The sequence below is a fragment of the Bradyrhizobium sp. WSM4872 genome (assembly GCF_055811715.1).
In genome coordinates this window covers 98,708-117,011 of the sequence record NZ_JBVVPT010000014.1, presented here as the reverse complement: position 1 = coordinate 117,011, position 18,304 = coordinate 98,708, and the positions used below count along the sequence as shown (strand labels likewise).

21 protein-coding genes and 1 pseudogene are annotated in these 18,304 nt (G+C 58.4%); 3 read left to right on the top strand and 19 right to left on the bottom strand.

Annotation, left to right across the window (positions count from 1 at the left end):
• The first annotated feature begins 163 nt into the window (after nucleotides 1-163).
• A complete protein-coding gene (locus tag AC0L3C_RS20165; RefSeq protein WP_456766229.1) occupies nucleotides 164-718 on the top strand; it encodes a peroxiredoxin in 555 nt (184 codons plus the stop codon).
• A 249-nt stretch (nucleotides 719-967) separates the two neighbouring features.
• Here the strand turns inward: AC0L3C_RS20165 and AC0L3C_RS20160 are convergent, their stop codons facing one another.
• A complete protein-coding gene (locus AC0L3C_RS20160) occupies nucleotides 968-1,138 on the bottom strand; it encodes a hypothetical protein (RefSeq protein ID WP_473408792.1) in 171 nt (56 codons plus the stop codon).
• 730 nt (nucleotides 1,139-1,868) lie between these two features.
• Between AC0L3C_RS20160 and AC0L3C_RS20155 the strand changes: the two genes are divergently transcribed.
• The gene (locus AC0L3C_RS20155) at nucleotides 1,869-2,174 is read left to right on the top strand and encodes a hypothetical protein (RefSeq protein ID WP_473408791.1); all 306 of its coding nucleotides are present in this window, start codon (nucleotides 1,869-1,871) and stop codon (nucleotides 2,172-2,174) included.
• 247 nt (nucleotides 2,175-2,421) lie between these two features.
• Here AC0L3C_RS20155 and AC0L3C_RS20150 read toward each other — a convergent pair whose 3' ends face one another.
• From AC0L3C_RS20150 to AC0L3C_RS20105, 10 genes are all read right to left on the bottom strand, one after another.
• Entirely contained in the window at nucleotides 2,422-2,688 is a 267-nt protein-coding gene (locus AC0L3C_RS20150) for a hypothetical protein (RefSeq protein ID WP_473408815.1), read from the bottom strand.
• Between the two features lie 10 nt (nucleotides 2,689-2,698).
• Entirely contained in the window at nucleotides 2,699-3,058 is a 360-nt protein-coding gene (locus AC0L3C_RS20145) for a DUF3024 domain-containing protein (RefSeq protein ID WP_456766230.1), read from the bottom strand.
• An 11-nt stretch (nucleotides 3,059-3,069) separates the two neighbouring features.
• Entirely contained in the window at nucleotides 3,070-3,309 is a 240-nt protein-coding gene (locus tag AC0L3C_RS20140) for a nitrogen fixation protein NifZ (protein ID WP_456766231.1), read from the bottom strand.
• On the bottom strand, nucleotides 3,306-3,626 hold the full coding sequence (locus AC0L3C_RS20135; RefSeq protein WP_007600033.1) for a nitrogen fixation protein NifZ: 321 nt from the start codon (nucleotides 3,624-3,626) through the stop codon (nucleotides 3,306-3,308). The genes AC0L3C_RS20140 and AC0L3C_RS20135 overlap by 4 nt, the downstream gene beginning before the upstream one ends.
• A 125-nt stretch (nucleotides 3,627-3,751) precedes the next feature.
• The gene (locus AC0L3C_RS20130) at nucleotides 3,752-3,976 is read right to left on the bottom strand and encodes a 4Fe-4S binding protein (protein WP_007600032.1); all 225 of its coding nucleotides are present in this window, start codon (nucleotides 3,974-3,976) and stop codon (nucleotides 3,752-3,754) included.
• Nucleotides 3,977-3,991: 15 nt separating this feature from the next.
• Nucleotides 3,992-5,545, bottom strand: coding sequence for a nitrogenase cofactor biosynthesis protein NifB (nifB, locus tag AC0L3C_RS20125; RefSeq protein WP_473408790.1), 1,554 nt, complete (start codon nucleotides 5,543-5,545; stop codon nucleotides 3,992-3,994).
• A gap of 858 nt (nucleotides 5,546-6,403) precedes the next feature.
• Nucleotides 6,404-6,628: a putative nitrogen fixation protein NifT gene (gene nifT, locus AC0L3C_RS20120; RefSeq protein WP_007600030.1), complete on the bottom strand. Its 225-nt coding sequence runs from the start codon at nucleotides 6,626-6,628 to the stop codon at nucleotides 6,404-6,406.
• Nucleotides 6,625-7,836, bottom strand: a complete 1,212-nt coding sequence (nifS, locus tag AC0L3C_RS20115; protein WP_473408789.1) for a cysteine desulfurase NifS — start codon at nucleotides 7,834-7,836, stop codon at nucleotides 6,625-6,627. Before nifS ends, nifT begins: the two co-directional genes overlap by 4 nt.
• The gene (locus AC0L3C_RS20110) at nucleotides 7,837-8,109 is read right to left on the bottom strand and encodes a NifU family protein (protein ID WP_473408788.1); all 273 of its coding nucleotides are present in this window, start codon (nucleotides 8,107-8,109) and stop codon (nucleotides 7,837-7,839) included.
• 39 nt (nucleotides 8,110-8,148) lie between these two features.
• On the bottom strand, nucleotides 8,149-8,469 hold the full coding sequence (locus tag AC0L3C_RS20105) for an iron-sulfur cluster assembly accessory protein (protein ID WP_473408787.1): 321 nt from the start codon (nucleotides 8,467-8,469) through the stop codon (nucleotides 8,149-8,151).
• A gap of 324 nt (nucleotides 8,470-8,793) precedes the next feature.
• Here AC0L3C_RS20105 and AC0L3C_RS20100 point away from each other — a divergent pair, with 324 nt between their 5' ends.
• Entirely contained in the window at nucleotides 8,794-9,384 is a 591-nt protein-coding gene (locus tag AC0L3C_RS20100; protein ID WP_473408786.1) for a hypothetical protein, read from the top strand.
• A gap of 741 nt (nucleotides 9,385-10,125) precedes the next feature.
• Here the strand turns inward: AC0L3C_RS20100 and AC0L3C_RS20095 are convergent.
• The 8 genes and pseudogenes from AC0L3C_RS20095 to nifK all read right to left on the bottom strand — a co-directional run.
• Nucleotides 10,126-10,989 (bottom strand): annotated as a pseudogene (locus AC0L3C_RS20095) (Asd/ArgC dimerization domain-containing protein); the annotation flags it as partial.
• Between the two features lie 1,132 nt (nucleotides 10,990-12,121).
• Nucleotides 12,122-12,406, bottom strand: a complete 285-nt coding sequence (gene fdxB / locus AC0L3C_RS20090) for a ferredoxin III, nif-specific (protein ID WP_473255563.1) — start codon at nucleotides 12,404-12,406, stop codon at nucleotides 12,122-12,124.
• Between the two features lie 13 nt (nucleotides 12,407-12,419).
• Nucleotides 12,420-12,620 (bottom strand): CCE_0567 family metalloprotein, encoded by a 201-nt coding sequence (locus AC0L3C_RS20085; RefSeq protein WP_369726381.1) that lies wholly within the window; start codon nucleotides 12,618-12,620, stop codon nucleotides 12,420-12,422.
• A 7-nt stretch (nucleotides 12,621-12,627) separates the two neighbouring features.
• Nucleotides 12,628-13,098 (bottom strand): NifX-associated nitrogen fixation protein, encoded by a 471-nt coding sequence (locus AC0L3C_RS20080; protein WP_473255562.1) that lies wholly within the window; start codon nucleotides 13,096-13,098, stop codon nucleotides 12,628-12,630.
• Between the two features lie 10 nt (nucleotides 13,099-13,108).
• Nucleotides 13,109-13,504: a nitrogen fixation protein NifX gene (nifX, locus tag AC0L3C_RS20075; protein WP_473408785.1), complete on the bottom strand. Its 396-nt coding sequence runs from the start codon at nucleotides 13,502-13,504 to the stop codon at nucleotides 13,109-13,111.
• Between the two features lie 22 nt (nucleotides 13,505-13,526).
• Nucleotides 13,527-14,909, bottom strand: coding sequence for a nitrogenase iron-molybdenum cofactor biosynthesis protein NifN (gene nifN, locus AC0L3C_RS20070; protein ID WP_473408784.1), 1,383 nt, complete (start codon nucleotides 14,907-14,909; stop codon nucleotides 13,527-13,529).
• Nucleotides 14,910-14,914: 5 nt separating this feature from the next.
• Nucleotides 14,915-16,558 (bottom strand): nitrogenase iron-molybdenum cofactor biosynthesis protein NifE, encoded by a 1,644-nt coding sequence (nifE, locus tag AC0L3C_RS20065; protein ID WP_456766240.1) that lies wholly within the window; start codon nucleotides 16,556-16,558, stop codon nucleotides 14,915-14,917.
• A 115-nt stretch (nucleotides 16,559-16,673) separates the two neighbouring features.
• Nucleotides 16,674-18,233, bottom strand: coding sequence for a nitrogenase molybdenum-iron protein subunit beta (nifK, locus tag AC0L3C_RS20060; RefSeq protein WP_473408814.1), 1,560 nt, complete (start codon nucleotides 18,231-18,233; stop codon nucleotides 16,674-16,676).
• Nucleotides 18,234-18,304: the final 71 nt, after the last annotated feature.

Here is an 18,304-nt window from a genome sequence, read left to right as displayed (position 1 = left end):
ATTGAGGAGACGACATGTTGCAGATCGGGCTCGAGGACATCGCCACCATCAAAGGCGAATGTTCCACGACGGGCATGGCGGGCACTTGCCGCCAGATCGGGTGGCATATTGCTTGCTCAGTCGTGGAACGATGTTCCGTGTGACCCGATGTTGTGAGGACAATATGCTTGGAATTGGAAGTAAGTTGCCGCCGTTCGACATCATAGGCGTGAAGCCCGGCTTTCACCTGCAGGAGGAGGATGGGCAAAGCGCTTTCGAGACGCTGACTGAGAGAAGTTTCCCCGGCAAATGGAAAGTCATCTTCTTTTACCCGAAGGATTTCACATTCGTCTGCCCGACCGAAATCGCCGAGTTTGCCCGCCTGACGAAGGATTTCGCCGGTCGCGACGCAATCGTGCTTGGTGGGTCGACCGATAACGAGTTTTGCAAGCTCGCCTGGCGGCGTGACCATAAGGACCTGCACCGTCTATCCATCTGGCAGTTTGCCGACACCAAGGGCGCACTGGTCGATGGCCTTGGAGTGCGCTCGCGTGATGGCATCGCACATCGCTATACCTTCATCGTCGATCCTGAGAACACGATCCAGCATGTCTATGCGACTAGCCTCAATGTCGGCCGCAGCCCCACCGACACGTTACGCGTTCTGGATGCGATACAGACTGATGAGCTCTGCCCTTGCAACCGCGAAATCGGCGGCGACACGCTTAAAATTGCCTGAGGCAACATATCGATCGTGCAGTTGGACGAGCGTTCCGGCCGCGGGACGTCAGACGCAATCGTTCTTCGATGATGTCAGGTGAGACGATGCTGCCGCAAACACTGCTAGCGCGTGCGACCCGCAATTCAGGTCTCTTTACCGGTCGTGAACTCTGACGCCGCCGCCACGATATTCGCGCGGCAGTCGCGGCGGCGATATCCATGGTCTCGATCACGACGATGAACAGCGTTCACGGCCGCTTCGCTCACCTCACATCATCCCGAACACAAGCGGATGCCAGCGCGGCTGCCCATGAACATACAAACGCTTGTACGCTTCTGCGCCTGCCGGACGCACATCTCCCGCCGGAGTTCCTTTTACTTCGTCGTAGGCCGGACCGCGGTTCTCTTTTGTCTGCGGCTTACCGGCATGCAACTTCAAGGGGGCGATCCAGCGCCCACGGGGTCGGAAACAGGGTACCAATCTCTCCCGCTTGGGGCATTCTAGGTTTCAGTCGCCGCGCCTTGAGAAGGATGGACGCAGCGGCAGATGGCTTAGCCGCGAACGACGTGTGCCTGCCGTCCATCGACGCGCTCGCACAACGTATTTTCCGGGCCCGGCAAATCTATATTCAGCGCCTAAGCAGCACGTTGCGACGAGCGATTCGCTTGAGTCGCTGATTGAACACGACAATCGGTCGGGTTTAGGTCAAGTAACCGGACCGACGGAGAAGCCGGTCAGCTCGTTCGCCGCGCGACCTAACCGTCGGCGCCGAGCCTGAGACGACCAACTGGCCAGTAATCGCACGCCGCCTGACGGTCTCGATCATCACACCGGTCGATTTCCGAAGCTTGATCCCATCTCAGCGCTGGTGACCCAAGCCAATCCCCAAGGTGGACGCTTTCTGCCTTAGGGAGCCTTCGGATCGCTTCATAAGCTTTGAAACCCTAGCTACAGGGGTGCGGGCCCTTGAGTGCGCCTTGAGCAGCTTGACCTCGTCCTTACTATATTCTTTGCGCTTGGTGCTTTTCGCCACGTCATGTTCTCCGATTTCGCTTTGCACATCTATCTGCAGCGCCTTGTTTGTGAAAAACGACGCAACCGCTTCCCATTACCATATCAATGACCATCGGCAACTATTCAAGCGGGCTTTTATCTTCCAGATAAGAACATGAACTACACGCGAATTTGTTCTCTGTCCTTCCGTATCTTTATCCGCGTGACCAACCCGATTCCCGACGCGCGCCAGGCGGTTCAACATGGAAGCAAGCTATCGAGACAGGGATGCTCGATTCGGTCCTTCAAACAACAACTCGAAAGCGCTCGCTGGAACGGCCAGGACGATCGTTGTGCTCCCGCGCATGATGAACCGGCCTTCACGAGTGTACGGCGTTACCGCGCGAAGAATAAACGTCCTCTCATACCTGCTCGGTTCTGCGGACATCCTGCGACGGATGAGGTTTTCTTCGTCAGCTGACCGAGCACGGCTTGCTCTTCCTCATTTGACCGCCGCAGTGTTCTTGATCGAAGGGGCCACGTAGAGATAGCCAGGAAATTCCATCCTCAGCGAACAAGATGCGAGACTATCGCCTGCCCCGTGTCATGGACCCGATGAACGAGCGAGCGACCTGATCGTGATATTTCGCCAGGCCGGGCATGACGGCATGGCAAAAAACCCGCGGGCCTAGCGCCCTGTGAGCCTGGCACCGGCAGCGATTGCTTGATCATGACATGGCAGAGCGCTTGGCCAGCACAATGCCGCTGGCGCGCCGCGGATCATTCGTGATCTGCGCACATTGATCTCCGCGGTCGAGTAAATGCAGGTCGAACTGGCCAAACCGGCGGAACGGAGTGTGCGTCATGTCGGAGGCGTCGCAACAAATCCAGGCAAGATGTGGAAATTTCTGCCGGAGCGTCAGGCAGGGCTCAGAGCCTGTGTCAATAGCGGCGAGCGTCTGCTCAATCATGATCAATTCACCTTGGCACACCATCCACAAATCCTCATCGCCAGAATAAACGTTCAGGATCGGCATTCAGAACCGTTGTCGCCAAGCCAAGCCGTTGATGGGTCGAATGCCACTCCCAGACGCCCTTACCGTGATCTTTGCGGAACAGCTGCCATGCCGCCCCAGTCCTGTCGTGGCGCAGCAGCGCGATCTCGACCAGGCCGCCCTCCGCATTGATATTGCCTGAGCAACACGGGCTCTCGACCAGATAGCCGCCAGGAACCGCAGTCACCTCTGGCGAGACATATCGGTAGCGCTCGCGCTTCGTGAGTGCGCGCACGATTCGCCATCGGTCGAGCTCGTTGGGATGCGCAGGCAAGCCGGAATGATGTCTTCTGATGATTGCCGCGTTCATTGCGCAACCTCCTAGACTGCAGAAATTTCTGCCTCGATGCAGCCAACCACCAACTGCTTGCCGAAGTCGACCATATAAATGAATAGGTTCGCGTCCGTATGGCGACCGATTTGGACGATCTCACCAACGTGCCCGACGCTGACTAGACACTCTTCCGGCGACGCGTCCGGAAAGGAACCGTCATTGAGCAGATCTATCGCCGCCTTGACACGTTGGCCTGACTGGTATCTTGGCAGTCTTGGTTCGATCATCGGGATGCCGCTCCTGGCAAGGAAGGCTCCTCGCCTTCGCGGCTTCGCCTGACTAGATCGAGCTCCTTGCCTTTCATGCCGACGCGATAGCCGGAGCCGAGGAATTCGACCCCATAGATATAAAATTGTTGTAGGAACGTGCCGATCGAGACGACATAGCCAAGCTCACCTTTCTTGACCAGAACCTCACCAATCTCCTTGCCCACATAAGTGCCGTCGTTGCGGATGGTGCGGTTGGCCCGCACCTTGTCGCCATAGTCAAACAAGGGGGCGTCCGTCAGCTCGACGATCTCACTATCGCGGGCGATGTTGCTCATGCTGTCGTCCCCGTTCCACAGTTCGATACAACGTCTCGCACAGCCGCGGCCGCCGCCCGTCAATGCGGAGCATCAACCGCCCGAGTTTCTGAACCGCTAGTGTCGTCATGACATCATCGTGGCCCTCAAGCAGGCTCCTGGTGACGCGGCAGCGCCGCGTCGAGCACGCATGTATTGTCAACCGGGCAAACCGCCACGCATTGTGGCTCGTCAAAGTAGCCGGCGCACTCGGTGCATTTCTCAGGATCAATCAGGAAAACGCCGGCTCGCTCGGAAATAGCGAGGTTCGGGCATTGCGTTTCGCACGCCGAACAGCCCGTGCATTGCGACGCGATGATCTTGAACGGCATTACTTGAACCCATCCTCAGGCGGCGGAAGTCAGCGCGTTGGAGCGGGCCGCTGCATCGACCCTTTCAACGTGATGGATCTTCCCCTCATTGACTTTATCGAGATAGAGTTTGAACCAGGCGGTGACCGAGCCATCGATGAACTCGCAGGCGTACCGATCGACCGGCTCTATGCCGGCCTTGATCAATTCGGCCTTCGGGCAGCCGCCGATCTTTGACACGAATATGGCGTGGCAATCCTTGATGGCGCCGATGGCCATTTCGAGCTTGCTGTCCTCGCCATGACCACCTTGGCAATAGGAATGGATTGCTCGATGACCAACGTATTTTGCGCCTGAAGTCGAGAGCTCGTAAATCTGGAACTCCTTTGCATGGCCGAAGTGCTGGTTGATCAATCCCGAGCCCTTGGTTGCAACCGCCACCAACACCTTGATTTCGCTGGACGCGCTGGCGAGCCGCGCAAGCGCGTCCTGCTTGGCCGCAAGCTTCGCGGTGCGCGCCTTCTCAACCTTAGCCTGATACTCCTTCCGGGCCTGCTCGTCGTATTTGATGTCCATCACCATGATTTTTTCCATTGGGAACTCCGCGCCACGGTCCTCCCCGAGCAGTCCGACGGCGTCGGCCCGGCACTGGCGACAGTGACGCATCATGTTCATCTCGCTTTCGCAGCTATCCTGCAATGCTGTCACTTCCTGTGCAGTCGGGCCGCGTTGCCCCCTGAGGCCGAAGACGGTCCCATGCTCCGGCGACGATATCAGCGGCATCACGTTATGCAGGAAGGCGCCGCGCGACTTCACGGCCTTGTTAACCTCGACCAGATGCTGATCGTTAATCCCGGGGATCATCACCGAGTTGACCTTGCACAGGACGCCGCGCGCGGTGAGCATCTCCAGCCCTTGGAGCTGTCGATTGCTGAGTATTCTTGCGGCTTCAATGCCGGTGCAGCGCTTGTGGCCGTAAAAGATCCACGGATGGATCTTTGCACCAATTTCGGGATCGATCATGTTGATCGTGATCGTCACGTGGTCGACCTTGAGTCTCGCGATTGTGTCGACATGATCGGGTAGCGCAAGGCCGTTCGTCGAGAGGCACAGCTTGAGATCTGGCGCGAGCCTATTGACGAGCTCGAATGTCCTGAATGTCTTGTCCGGGTTCGCGAGCGGATCGCCAGGACCGGCAACGCCGACCACGCTCATCTGAGGGATCGCGGAAGCGACCGCCAGCACCTTCTTGGCGGCCTGCACCGGCGTCAACTTTTCGCTGACAATGCCAGGACGGGATTCGTTGGCGCAATCGTACTTACGATTGCAGTAATTGCATTGGATATTGCAGGCGGGTGCGACGGCGACATGCATGCGGGCATAATGGTGGTGCGCCTCCTCGCTGTAACACGGATGGTTCTTCACCTTTTCCCAGATCTCAATTGGCAGATTGGCGATGCCAGCCTGAGATCCGCAGCTTGCCTTACCGCTGCCACCGATCGTACCGCAGCCCTTGTGCGTCGCCATGACTTGCATGGTCTCGCTGATCTCGCCGCCGCAGGATACCTGGTGTTGCACTGAAGTACTCATTGTTCCAATTCTCTTCGCAAGCCGAACCCTTTCGGCAAGCATCCCCAGAGTCTTTCTGGAAAGCCAAGAGCAACTGGCGTGCCATTCCTGCAGGATGAATTTAAAATTTCGCTTTCAAGTACTTAGCTAAGCCCTGGTCGATTGTTAGCTTTATCAATTCATGTTGGAAAGCTGACAAGGGTTGCGATCACAACAGCGCTGACACCATTGTTTTGAGGCCCGGCAGGCAGCTTCAGCTATGGCTTCGGCAAACGGCAGGCGGGTGGCGTCGTTTGAAAGTTGATCTTCCGTCAGAACGTGACGCCTAGGCAAAGCACAATCCGCAAAAGACGTCCGGGGCGCTTTGAAGGACAGGTTGATAAGGCGAGCCTAGAGCAGAGAAAGCAGTCCTGTGACTGACCTATGCCATGGAAGATCACGCGGACCCCTGCGTGATGCTCCGGAAGGGCATTGTCAAACAGGTGAAGAGAAACGCCCGCTCGCCAGGGTCAGGGATCATCACGAACGTTGATACTTCTGAGCCTGCGATCTGGGCCGGCGCGCGACTCAACCATTCAAAGCTGAACCTTATGGAGTCCAGCCATTGGCCTGACGCTGTTAAGACGCGCGGAATGCAACGAGCGGCCTGGCGGCCGCCGAAAAGGGGAGGTCGCGAAGGCCTCCCCACCAATGCCATCCGCTGGCCGGATGCCTCGATGCTGCGCCCCGGCCAAGATACTGCCTTTGACAGCGCGCGGCAGCACGATCTTGGTTCCGGACAAGGCTGCATGGGCTGTCGCGTTGACCGGTACGCGCTCACCGCGCCCGCCAAGACTTCCCTGGACATCCCAGTTTGACGACGTCCATAGACACGGAGTTTCATTTTTCGGTTGCTTCGCCGCCGCGCTTCTTGGCGTTTATGGTGATTGGTAGGGTGGTGTCGCTCGCCATCGCCGGTAGGTCGAGCACCCAGCCGTTTGCGATTTTAATCCAACCACCCCACAGCGTCTCGTGCTCCCAGCCGACGATCGGCTCCTCAAGATCTTTCTTGGGTACATAAATCGAAAGGCCTGTCTCAGGCGAACGACGAATCATGACCTTCATAGGGGCTCTGCAGGTTGCGAACTCTCGCCCGCACGCTCCTGACACGTACGCAACAGGGCTCTCTGTTCGGAAGTAATGTGCGCCAGGACTTGCAGCACACGATCGATCTCATCCAGCGCCGTCTCTCGCGAGAGCGAGAAGCGAACCGCACCGCGCAAAAACGCCGGCGCTACTCTCATCGCGCGCAGGACATGGGACGGCTCCATCGAGCCGCACGCGCAGGCTGAACCGAGTGAGGTGGCAATTCCGTCACGATTCAGGTGGTGGACGATGGCCTCCGCTTCGAGACGCTCGAAGGCAATGTTAGAGGTATTTGGCAGGCGGTTTTTGATATCACCAAGCACGATGCAACCGCCGAGCGCGAGAATGCCGCGCTCCAGCCGGTCGCGAAGGGCGCAAATCTGGATCTGATCTTGTATGAGGTGTGCCGCCGCGAGTTCCGCCGCCTTGCCGAGGCCAACAATGCCTGGGACGTTTTCGGTGCCAGCGCGGCGACGCCGCTCTTGCACGCCGCCGAAGATCAGCGGCCGGAACTTAATGTCCTTGCGCACATACAGCGCGCCGACGCCCTTCGGACCATGGAGCTTGTGGCCGGAGAGCGACAGCATATCGATGTCCGTCGTCTTCAGGTCAATGGGAATCCGCCCGACGGCCTGGACTGCATCGGTGTGAAAGAGCGCGCCGACTGAGCGCGCCATCTTGGCGAGGGACTTCACCGGAAAAATCGTACCGGTCTCATTATTGGCCCACATGATCGAGGCGACTGACGTACGCTCCGACAAGGCATTGCCATAACTCTCGATGTCCAATCGACCGCTTGCATCGACCGGAATGACATGGATCTTGATTCCTCGTCGGCCTAGCTCCTCGGCAAGAGACAGCACGGCCGAATGCTCAACGGCGGTTGTGACGATCTCGTCGCGTCCTTCCTGCACGGCGAGCGCGGACAGGATTGCAGTGTTGTCAGATTCCGTCGCGCCGGAGGTGAAAACGATCTCGTGATCGAATGCCGCGCCAATGAGAGCCTGCACATTTCGGCGCGCCTGCGTCAATGCGGGTGCAACCTCAATGCCGAATGCATGCCCGGACGACGCATTGCCGAATTGCCCAGAGAAGAATGGAAGCATTGCGGCGACCACCAAGGGATGTGCAGGGGTCGTGGCGTTATTGTCTAGGTAAATCGGCTGCACGGAGAGTTCGCTCTGCATTTAAGCCCTCACTTTGGCAGCTCCGGGCAGCGGGATCAGGCGGACACACTGTCCGAGCCGCTCGCTCAGGCCCGCCTGAATGGCCGCGAGCGTCGTGCCCGGAAGCTTGCATACCATGCAAGCGCCAGCGAGCCCGACCATGATCTTGTTGCCGTCTATTGCGACGAGCTCACAATGTCCCCGACTCTCATCGAGCACGGCGCGGACAATCCGCTCGCGATCGAAAGGCTCGATAGTCGAAGACTGCTTCGTCCATTCAGCCTTCAGGCCCATGTTCGATGCTCATTCCATTGCCAAGCGTACCAAGGCGACTCAGCTGAACGATTTGCCGCATGAACAGCTCGATTTGGCATTTGGGTTATCGAAGCGGAATCCTGATCCTTCGAGCGACACCACGAAATCGATCGTGGTGCCGTTGAGATGCGCCCGGCTCGCGTTGTCGACAAAGACTTTAATCCCGCCTTGCTCGAACACGGTCTCATCGGAGCTTGGCTCATGAGCAAGACCCATTTTATATGTGAATCCCTGGCAGCCGCCGCCTTCGATCATGATCCGTAAACCGCTTGCCGGCTGCGCAGTCGAGGAGAGTGCGGCCTTCAGTGCGTTGATAGCGCTATCCGTTAGGTTGATCATCTCTGGCTCGTTCTCAGTTCTCTCGCAAAGCACAAATGGCAAATCCCATGCCAGTCGAGATGCAGGTGAAACCAGCTTCTGTTGCAGAGGCCCACCACTCGATTTGCGACCTGTCGGGTTCGCGACAGGCGGTTTTCCGGCAGCAGGATGTCATGCGTGCGAGGCCTCGTGATGGTGGCAGCAGGTATCCACGCAAATCGCGCCAAGCCGCCGTTTACGCTCTACGTCGCTGCAGACATCGCGGACGGCAAACAACTTGCAGGAAGGTAGGGGCACGTCGCATTGGGCGACCCGTGCACACCACAAATTGATGAGGAGGCTTCCATGACCTCGATCGACAACACCGCTCTTGGCCCGCTGGACAAGGAGGGGCGATTGCTGAATGCGGTCCTTAAGAGTGAAACAACGAAGTCGGGGCGATTTGGATTTCGAGGCGACATCGCGCTGAAGTTCCAAGCCCAGTTCGCCGACGAAAAACGACCACCGGATTATTCCATCGAACAAGTTCTTGCAATCGCACAAGAAGGCGAACCAGCCATCCCAGTCCTTGCCGGATATCTGCATTCTTTCGCTTATCTACCCGAGGCCGCGAAGGTGCTGGATGGCAGGCTGAGCCCCAACGGCAGCTATTTCATCTTCTGCAACAACATTGATCTGCTCGCGAAGTACCGCACTAAGATAGGCGACATCACCTTCCGCATTCTGCCTTGCAATGAATCAACCGTATGGAAGGAGATGATGGACCTCGCCGGCATCGACAAGAACGACCTCAAGAAGCTCGGTACCGCCGCGAGGCTCGACTACTTGCTCGATGCCGCCAAGGAAATCGATGGATCATACACGGAGATCTCATACGAGGACGGCCTAGCCACAATGGAGCCGGTGAAGAACAGAAGCGAAAATCGCCCAGTCTGAGGCATCGCCTCAGACCCCTTTCTCGCCAGCTCGACAGTCCGCCGCAAAGTGATTCACTGCAAACGCGTCGCCTGCGGCGGGCTCTTTCAAACCTTGACGATGCACTTCCGGCCCAGCTTTTCGGGAAGATGACATGCCCACTCTGCTGGTCGTGTGTTGGCCAAGAGCACTGTCGTCATCACGCTGAGGCCGGCTCACCGCGACGGTCCGACTGAGCGGGTCTATCGTAATCAGGACATTCTCAGTTTGACCGGTTCATGGTCGCGGTCACACTTCAAAGGCCGATCGACGGTGTGTGGATTGGCTTTGGCGTTGCGCTCCAGGCCTTTGTCGGCCTGAGCGGCGCTGAGATGTCGCGCGAGGAGCGATCACTATGCTGATGTTCACGGAGGGGCCGCCGGTGATCCGGACATTCCGGGGCTGCGCGATGTCTGTGCTGCGGAAGCCGGCGGCATCCGCGACTGCAGCGACCACACGTGGATGCAGAACTCGCGCCGACCCGGAAGCGCGGTAGCGTACGTGCGAAATCGCCCGACAGAATCCGCCGCTGGGAGTGTGGAGGACGGAGTGGTCGCCAAAGGGGTGGAGGTGCTGCCAACTGTGTAGGAGTGCCCGAGTACCCCTCGCGGTAATCAGCAGCACCCGCGAGGTCGAGCAGGCGGGTGGATTTCCCGTCAGCCTCGGCTTCGGCCACCCAGGCCTAGGCCTATCGTCTCGGCGTGCGCCTGATGACAGGCCCAGCAACAGCCCTGCGATCTGCATGGCGTTCAGCGCCGCGCCTTTGAGCAGTTGATCCGCCGCAACGAATATCGAGATCGGATGCCCTGAGGGATCGCTGAGGTCCTTGTGGATGCGGCCGACCAGAGCATCACCCTGGCCAGCGGCGGCGATTGGTATCGGATCTCGTTTTGGTGCGGTCGGACGACCTTCACGCCGGGCGCTTGCGCCATGATCGGGCGCACATGCTGCTGGGTGATCGGCTTCTCGCATTCGAAGTTGATGGGCGCGCAGCACGGGTACGCGGATGCAGGTCACACCAGTCACGATTATCCCGTCCTCGAAGATCTTGAAAGTTGGCTATTGAGATTGACACGCGTGAATTTCAGGAACCTCTTCCATCGCAGCGGCGCCGGCCCCGCTGGCGGCCCGGTAAGTTGCGCTTATCACGCGCTTGGTGCGGTTCTTCTGGTGGATTGGCCAAAGCAGCACCAGCGCGGTGATCGCGGCGCACTTCGGGTTGGCGATGATGCCCTTGCGGTCGCGGACGCGGGCCGCATTGATCTCGAGGATCACCAGTGGCAGGTTCGGATCCATTCGGAAAGCGGAGGAGTTGTCGATCACGACAGCGCCTGCCCTGACCGCGATCGGCGCGTCCGTTCTGGAGATGCCGTTGCCATCCGAGAACAGGGCGATGTCGTCAGCTCCTCGATCAGGACGCCCTTACTCCAGAACGACATCGTCTTGCCGGCCGAGCGGGAGCTGGCCAGCGCTTCAGCCCGCCGGGGCGAAAGCCGCGTTTGTCCGTGGAGGCGTGAATTCGGCGCCCCCCGCGCCTGTGACCGCCGACAATCGCGAGCACGGGTCGTTACTCACATTTTCCTCCATTTCGGTTTGAGCATGATCTGCTTGGAAACCCGCATTCCACTCTTCCGGATCATGCTGTGCAGACAACAAAAAGGTGCAGGACCAGTGGCAGCGTGGCTTCGGTAGGCTGGTGCGTTCAGTGGACGAGTAGGCGCGCATGCGCCCCCGGGCCCCAAAGGCCGTGGTGGTCTTGGTCGCGTTCGGTCGTCGTGAACATGACCGCTACTTGTGCGGTATGCTTCGCAAGAATTGATGTTGAGGAGTCACGGATCGATGGCTTGAAGCATTCGAGATCGGACATTCTTAACTCCCCTTCAGCATTTTCTGAACCGGCCACCTCCTACTTTTTAAGAACAACAAGTTCTGTTCATTATGCTAGCCCAATAAAGCATGGGATCCACGTCGGCGGCGGCGCAACCGGTAGAAGACTGCAAGATCGAACCTCGACGCTGCATAAGTGAACGACAACACGCACCTTCCGCGTGCGGAACGCTTTACGTTCGGCAGGGATGTTTCGGAACTATCCTCAATACTGGGCCGGCCTTCGGCGGCCTCAACTGCTCTTCTTATATGGTGGTAGACAGGCTACTCACGAGCATTTCTGCCGCACTGATGGGCGGTGACCTGTCCATTATTTGGCACGTAAGCGTTGCATCGATCAGTTCGACCCAGCGCTCCCGTGTTATGCGGGTTGCCTTGGACGTGCGGTTCCGGACAATCTCAAATAGGGTGGCCGCGTACTGGCTGCTCCAACCTGGCTCGGGGGATGGTGGAGCAGAGTTGACCGCGCGTACTCAATACAGTGAGAACGACGTGAAACTATGCAGAATGTCGCAACCAAAGTCATCTAGCCCATCAACTCCTTGCGCCGTGGTTACTGGAGTCCGCGAGCACGAGACGGCGCGGTCGTGTCATTTGACCGATCCCTCCCAAGGACAGCCAACAGTCCATGTTCGGGCACGGTCAGCTCAGGAAAGCTGGGTTGGCTCCAACAGCGCAGGTTGGATGTCGCACGTTGGCGAATAGCAAATGAATCTCCGACTGGGCTTCGTTATTGAACATCGCACCGTAGATGTCGTCGGCTCGATACCGGATCTCCCGACTTGCCTTCGTCTCTGACAAGGCAGCCCTATTCATAGCGGCGAAAGTCGCTTCAAGCCCGTGGCGCGTGCGTCTGACAGTTTGTTGGACACACCCGCGCGCAGGCGCTGCAGCCGATGCAAGCGCCTTCGTCATTCAACACCATGACCTTTTTTTCGAGCTCATCGTCCTCCTCATCGAGATCGATGATTTGGCCACCCTCGCTTAGCCCCTTCAGCGTCATGACCTCGCGGCCGCAAACCTTATAGCAGCGGCCGCAGCCGATGCACTTCTTGAGATCGATAGAAACCAGGTAATCCGGTTCCCAACTGCGGCCGTCGCGGGTCCTAAATGACATGGCTTGAGATCCGCTATGCTTTGTCTAGCGCTTGGAGATTTTGGCGCTTGCTTTCTAGCTCGCTGAAGGCCGCGTGGGCCTTCTGCGCCACACTCAGGATCGAGCACCAGTTGACCGGCAGCTCCTCGGAGAGGTCGTGGAGGTCCATCTTGGCTTGGGTCGCCTTCGCCGACAGCTTCTTTATTTCCGCTTTCAGCGCTTCAACATCGTTCATGCTTGCCTCAATAATTCGCCACTTCCGGGAACTTACGGATCATCTCAACGCCACTGTTGACGAATTTGTCGCCTTGATCAGCGAGATCAGAGAAATGGTCGAAACCAAAGCGATGCACGTCGCGCAGCTGCTTGCTCACGACAACGAGCCGACCGCCGATCAACACGATCCGACCGAACCCTTCGTTGTGCATCTTCAGCATTGGCGAGATCATCACTCCGGTCGCCTTCTCGATCGAGAGCGCAACCGCGTTAAAGAACAGCTCCAGCCGCCATGTCGTCTTGGGGTCGGGATTGCCGACAATAGGCAGCGCACGGCGCTTGTGCTTGTCGAGGACGTAGGGTTCGAGCAAATCGAGATCCTTCTTGCCCTCCCAGGCACCGTGGGAGTCCTGGGCGCGCCAGATCTTGACGAGCTCTTTCAGAAATGGCCGCTCCGCCGCCGCGGCGGCTGGAGTGACTTCGGACGTATCTCCCATCCTCGTTCCTTCAGGTTTCGAAATCCACTGTACGTTCCGGGTCTTTGGCAAGCAGCTTCCGCAGCCAGGGCGGCGGCGAGCCCTTCAGCACGGTTTCGAGTTTGACGCAAAGTTCGTCGATGGGCTCTGATTGCAGCACCTTCATCGGATGGATCTTGCTCGCGACGACTCGTGCAGCACCCGAGCCGCCGATCGCCGTAACATAGAGGATTGCGCAGTCCCTGATCGCCTCGATCTTGGGCGCTAGCTTATCCTCATTGCCGTCTTCCGTGAGGTCACCACCGAACTGGATCGCCTCAATAAGCCGATGCCCCTCCGGGCCGACCTCGTAGATCGCGATGTTCTTGGCCCAGCCGAAGTGCGCATCGACATGCTTCAAGTCCTGAGTGGCAAATGCAACTTTCATCCGCGTTGTTTTCTCTCCCTGCTCAATGCAACCCAGGCGAATCGACCTGCAGGCCAGAGTTGGTGAATCGCCAGCTGTCCGGCGTCGGCCGATGGTTAATCTCTCGGTCGGTAATGATGAGATTGGCGATATCAAAGATCAGGTCGCGCGTGCCGCGATAACCGACGATTGTGAAGTGCGCAGCCCCAAGGCGATCGAACATGGGAAAGCCTACCCGGAAGAATGGAACATTGAGTCGCGAAGCCGCCTGGCGACCATGTGAATGGGACATCAAGAGGTCGCAGTCACGCGACCTGGCAAGCTCTTCAAGATCCTCCAGATCGCCGATTAGGACGTCCTCGGTCCTGACCCGCTGCAGCACCGGTGAGTTCGTCGTCGTCACCGCAGCAGTGACCTGCGCCCCCATCTCGTCGAGCGAGCTGGAGAGATCAAATAACAAGTCCGGCTCGGCGCCGATCGCGAGCTTGCGGCCGCCGATATGGAAATGAGCATCCAGCATGGCGTCTGCCAGCTGTCCACGCTGCCGGCGATACTTCGAGGGTACTGACCGGCCGGTGATCTGGCTCAAGAACGCCATAAATTCGTCGCTTGGGATAAGGCCACAGAGCCGCTCGAATAGACGGAACGGCACGCCTGTCCGCACCTGCATGGTCTCGGCCGCACCGCGCATTTGCGCGCCGATCGCGATCGTCCAGGCCACCTGCCCCATGGTCACAATTTCGTCCACTCCAATCCCCCCGATCGTAGTCGGCGTGAATTCGTCGGGGATGTGGCCGTCCAGCGAACCTGCAAGGTCCGGCAGGAAGGAGGGCTTGAGACCGAAATCCTCAAAGATCGTGCGAAGCTCGTCGAGGTCGCCGGGCGTGAGGTGGCAACCAGGTAGCACGTTAACGCGGGACGCATCGCGCGGTCTGGCTGCGTCGAACGGTGCCACAAGCACCTCGATCATCCGCGCCACCGTCTTCCCCCAGCCATCCTGAAAGGCATCCTTGAAATCCGGAGTCGAGACGTAGACAAGGGGGAGCTTTTCGAGCTGCGGGTGCTTCTGTCGGATCAACCGGATGAAGGCTTCGACGTCATCGCCGTTGGTTTCGGTGACCCCAGTTGAATTGATGCCAATGATTTCGGGCTCGGCGCGATTGTAGATGTTGAGGATCGCCTGCTCGAGATTCTCGTGGCCGCCGAGCACGGTTGCGACCTCGCTCATGGCAGTCGTCTGCATCGGCACGGCTTCATTGAAATGGCGCACGAACAGCGTCAGCCCAAAGGAGGCGCAACCTTGAGGGCCGTGTAAAAGCGGCATCGCGCCGCGCAACCCCATGAAAGCAAATGAGCCGCCGATCGGTTGGCTCATCTTGAGCGGATTGACCGAACAGGCTTTCTTCGAGGTAGTGACGATCGCCATGTCCCCTACTCCGCCGCCTGCAGTGCCGCCGGCTGGAGATCGGAAGGAATGTCCTTACAAGCAATGCAACGCCCGATGGAACTGGTGCAGGGCTTGTTGGGCTCGCCGAGCTTCGGGCCATGCGGCGCAATCGCGCGCTCACCCTCGCTGGCCTCAGCTTGATTGGAGAAAGTTATCGTCCTGACGCCGTTCCTGCTCGGGTCCCGAACTGGATCCGCGGCTTGCGCATACATCTGCGCAGCCGTCTTTGCCTGAAGCTTCCGGTCGAAATCATCCCATGGCGCGGCTTGGCGGAGCTGATCCCATATCGGATTGTAGAGGGCCTTCTCGATCTCCTCCATGAGCTTGAGAATCCCGACATAGCCCATATAGGCGTGGCAGCGCTCCTGGTTGATATCGAGCCAAGGCATCGCCGCCTTCAGTGCGACGAATTGCGACTTGCCGCCCGAGAGCATGATATCGGCTTTTGCGTCCTTGAGCATCTTGTAGATCTCGCGAGGCGACATGTCCTCGATCATATGGGCGTCCTGGCCCATTAATTCCTTGATACGTTCCTTGTCCTTCATGGTCGATTTCTTCACGGACGTGCCGACGATCTCGAGCCCGGCCTCCTGCAAAGCGGCCACCATCGACCAGGATTTCACCCCGCCGGTGATGAGAACAACCCTCTTGCCGGCAAAGCGCGGCTTGAAACGTTCAATCGCAGCCCAGGCCTTGGTCTCTTCGCGTGCGATCAGGGCTTGCGTGCGTTCCATCAGCTCAGCCGGCGCACCACTCTCGATCAGCATGCGCGCGATCTGGCGGAGTGAATCGCTGGTATCCTCAATACCGTAGAAGGAGCCTTCAAAAAACGGGATGCCGTAGCGCTGCCTCATCTTGCGTGCGACGTTGATCATTGCCCTTGAGCAAACCATCATCGCGGCTTTGGCTCGGTGCGAATAAGCGACCTCACGATACTTGCCGTCCCCCGAGATGCACGACAGGATCCGGATTCCGAGCTCATCGAGCAGGGGCTTGATCTGCCAAAGCTCGCCGGACAGATTGTATTCACCGATGATGTTGATATCATACGATGTCGTGTAATCCGGCTCTCCGGTACCGATGACGTGCTCCAGCAGTGCTTCGCCAGCAAGCTTGTTACCAAGGTTCTTCGACCCGACAAATCCCGGTGAATTGATGGGAATGACCGGCTTGCCGAATTTGGCGGAGGCCGCCTTGCAGACCATATCGATGTCGTCACCGATCATTGCGGGCACGCATGTCTGGTAGACGAAGATGGCCTGCGGGTCGTATTTCTCTGTGATCTCCTTGACTGCCCTGTACAGCCGCTTCTCGCCGCCGAAGACGATATCGGTCTCGCTCATGTCTGTGGTGAAGCTTCTGCGCCACAGATCGGAGCCGGACGAGACCGAACCACGATTGTCCCAGGAATTGCCCTCACAGGCGATTGGACCATGCACAAGATGGGCGACATCGGTGAAGGGCTGCAGCGCGACTTTGGCGCCATCGAAGGCACATCCGCCGGCGGCGCCGCCCGGCTTGAGCTGCTTGGTGCAACCATTCTTACGCTCGACCTTCGACTTGCTCGCGTTCCTGGCGCAGCCCGGTTCGTTAAAGACGTCCTGTATGGTCGTGGGAAGCGAAGTCATGGTGTCTCTCTCGGGGATGTCAACACACCGCAGACCACAAGGATGGCCGGCGGAGAACCCGTGATCCCCGCCGCAGCGCCGCTGTTTCTGCGGACGATGAGGCGGGGAGCTCGCCTTAGCGTATGATGTCGAAGCTGTAGTCTGTCTTGCCAACCGAGCTGGTCTTTCGATCGATCTCATCGAAGATCTTGTCGAGAATCTTGACCAGCACATTCATGCTCCCCTGATAGCCCCACACTGGATAACGATGGTGATGATGGCGATCGAAGATGGGAAAGCCGATGCGGATTAGCGGCGTTCCGGTGTCACGCTCGAGATACTTGCCGTAGGTGTTACCGATCAGGAAATCGACCGGCTCTGTGAACAGGAGCGATCGCATGTGCCAGAGATCCTTGCCTGGGAAGGCGCGGCAGTTTTTACCGAAGGGCGAGCCCGCGAACAGCGCCTGCATCTTCAGCTCCCACGCCTTACTCGCGTTCGTCGACAGCACGTGGATCGGCTCAGCGCCGAGCTCCAGCAGGAATGCGGCCAGGCCATAGCAGAGGTCTGGATCGCCATAGATCGCGAACTTCTTGCCGTGAACATGCGCGCTGGAGTCAGCCATTGCGTCTACCAGACGCCCACGCTCCTGCTCCAGTGCATTTGGAATTGCCTTGTTGGTGACACGCGACAGCGTCATCAGGAAATCGTCCGTGGCGCTGACGCCCAGCGGGTGATTGAAAGCGACGACCTCCTGATCGTGCGCCTTGATGAAGGACAACGTCTTCTCCGTGCAATATTGCTGCATGGAAATGGTTGCCTTGGCGTGGACTGCGTTCGCGGCATCCTTTAATGTAGTGCCCCCATCATACATGCGGAACTCGCCGTCCGTGGGGGTATCGAACACGTCACTGTTATCCGCGAGGATGGTGTAGCCGATGCCCATCAGCTCGAAGATACGCTTTATCTCACGGACATTTCCGACAGTGTAGCCGTCGAAGCCACCGATGAAGTTGATCGTGTTGTTCGCTTCGCGCTCGAGTTTTGGGGCCGTGCCGGCTTTGCCATCCCAGAAATGCTCGAGGATGCCCTTGAGCGTGTTGTCGTAGCCAGTAACGTGGCTGCCGACGAACGCAGGAGTGTGAGCGAATGGTACGTCGTAGTCCGCTGGGACTGAACCTTTTTCCTTTGATGTTTTGATGAAGGCATTGAGGTCGTCGCCGATGACTTCCGCCATGCAGGTCGTGGCGACCGCGATCATCTTCGGCTTGTACATGTTATAGCTGTTGGCAAGCCCGTCGGTAAGATTGTTAAGCCCGCCGAACACGGCCGCGTCTTCCGTCATGGACGAGGAGACGCACGAGGTCGGCTCCTTGAAGTGCCGTGACAGATGGCTGCGATAATACGCGACGCAGCCCTGTGAGCCGTGGACGAACGGCAGTGTGCGCTCGAACCCGAGGGCGGCGAACACCGCACCCAGCGGCTGGCAAGCCTTCGCCGGATTAACGGTTAGCGCCTCGCGGGCGAAGTTCTTCTCGCGGTACTCGGATGTCTTGGACCATTCTTTGATGCGATCGACGTCGGCGGGATCATGCGGATTCTCAAATAGCGCCTTCTTCTTGGCCAGCATCTGCTGGTATTCGTCTCCCCGGAAAAGCTCAGAGTGGTCGAGTATGTGTTCGGCGTTCTGTGTCATCATGGCACTCTTTGGGTTCTTGCGTTCGTTCTCCTGCCCTTCCCCTCCTCTGCGGAAAGAAACGGCCCGGG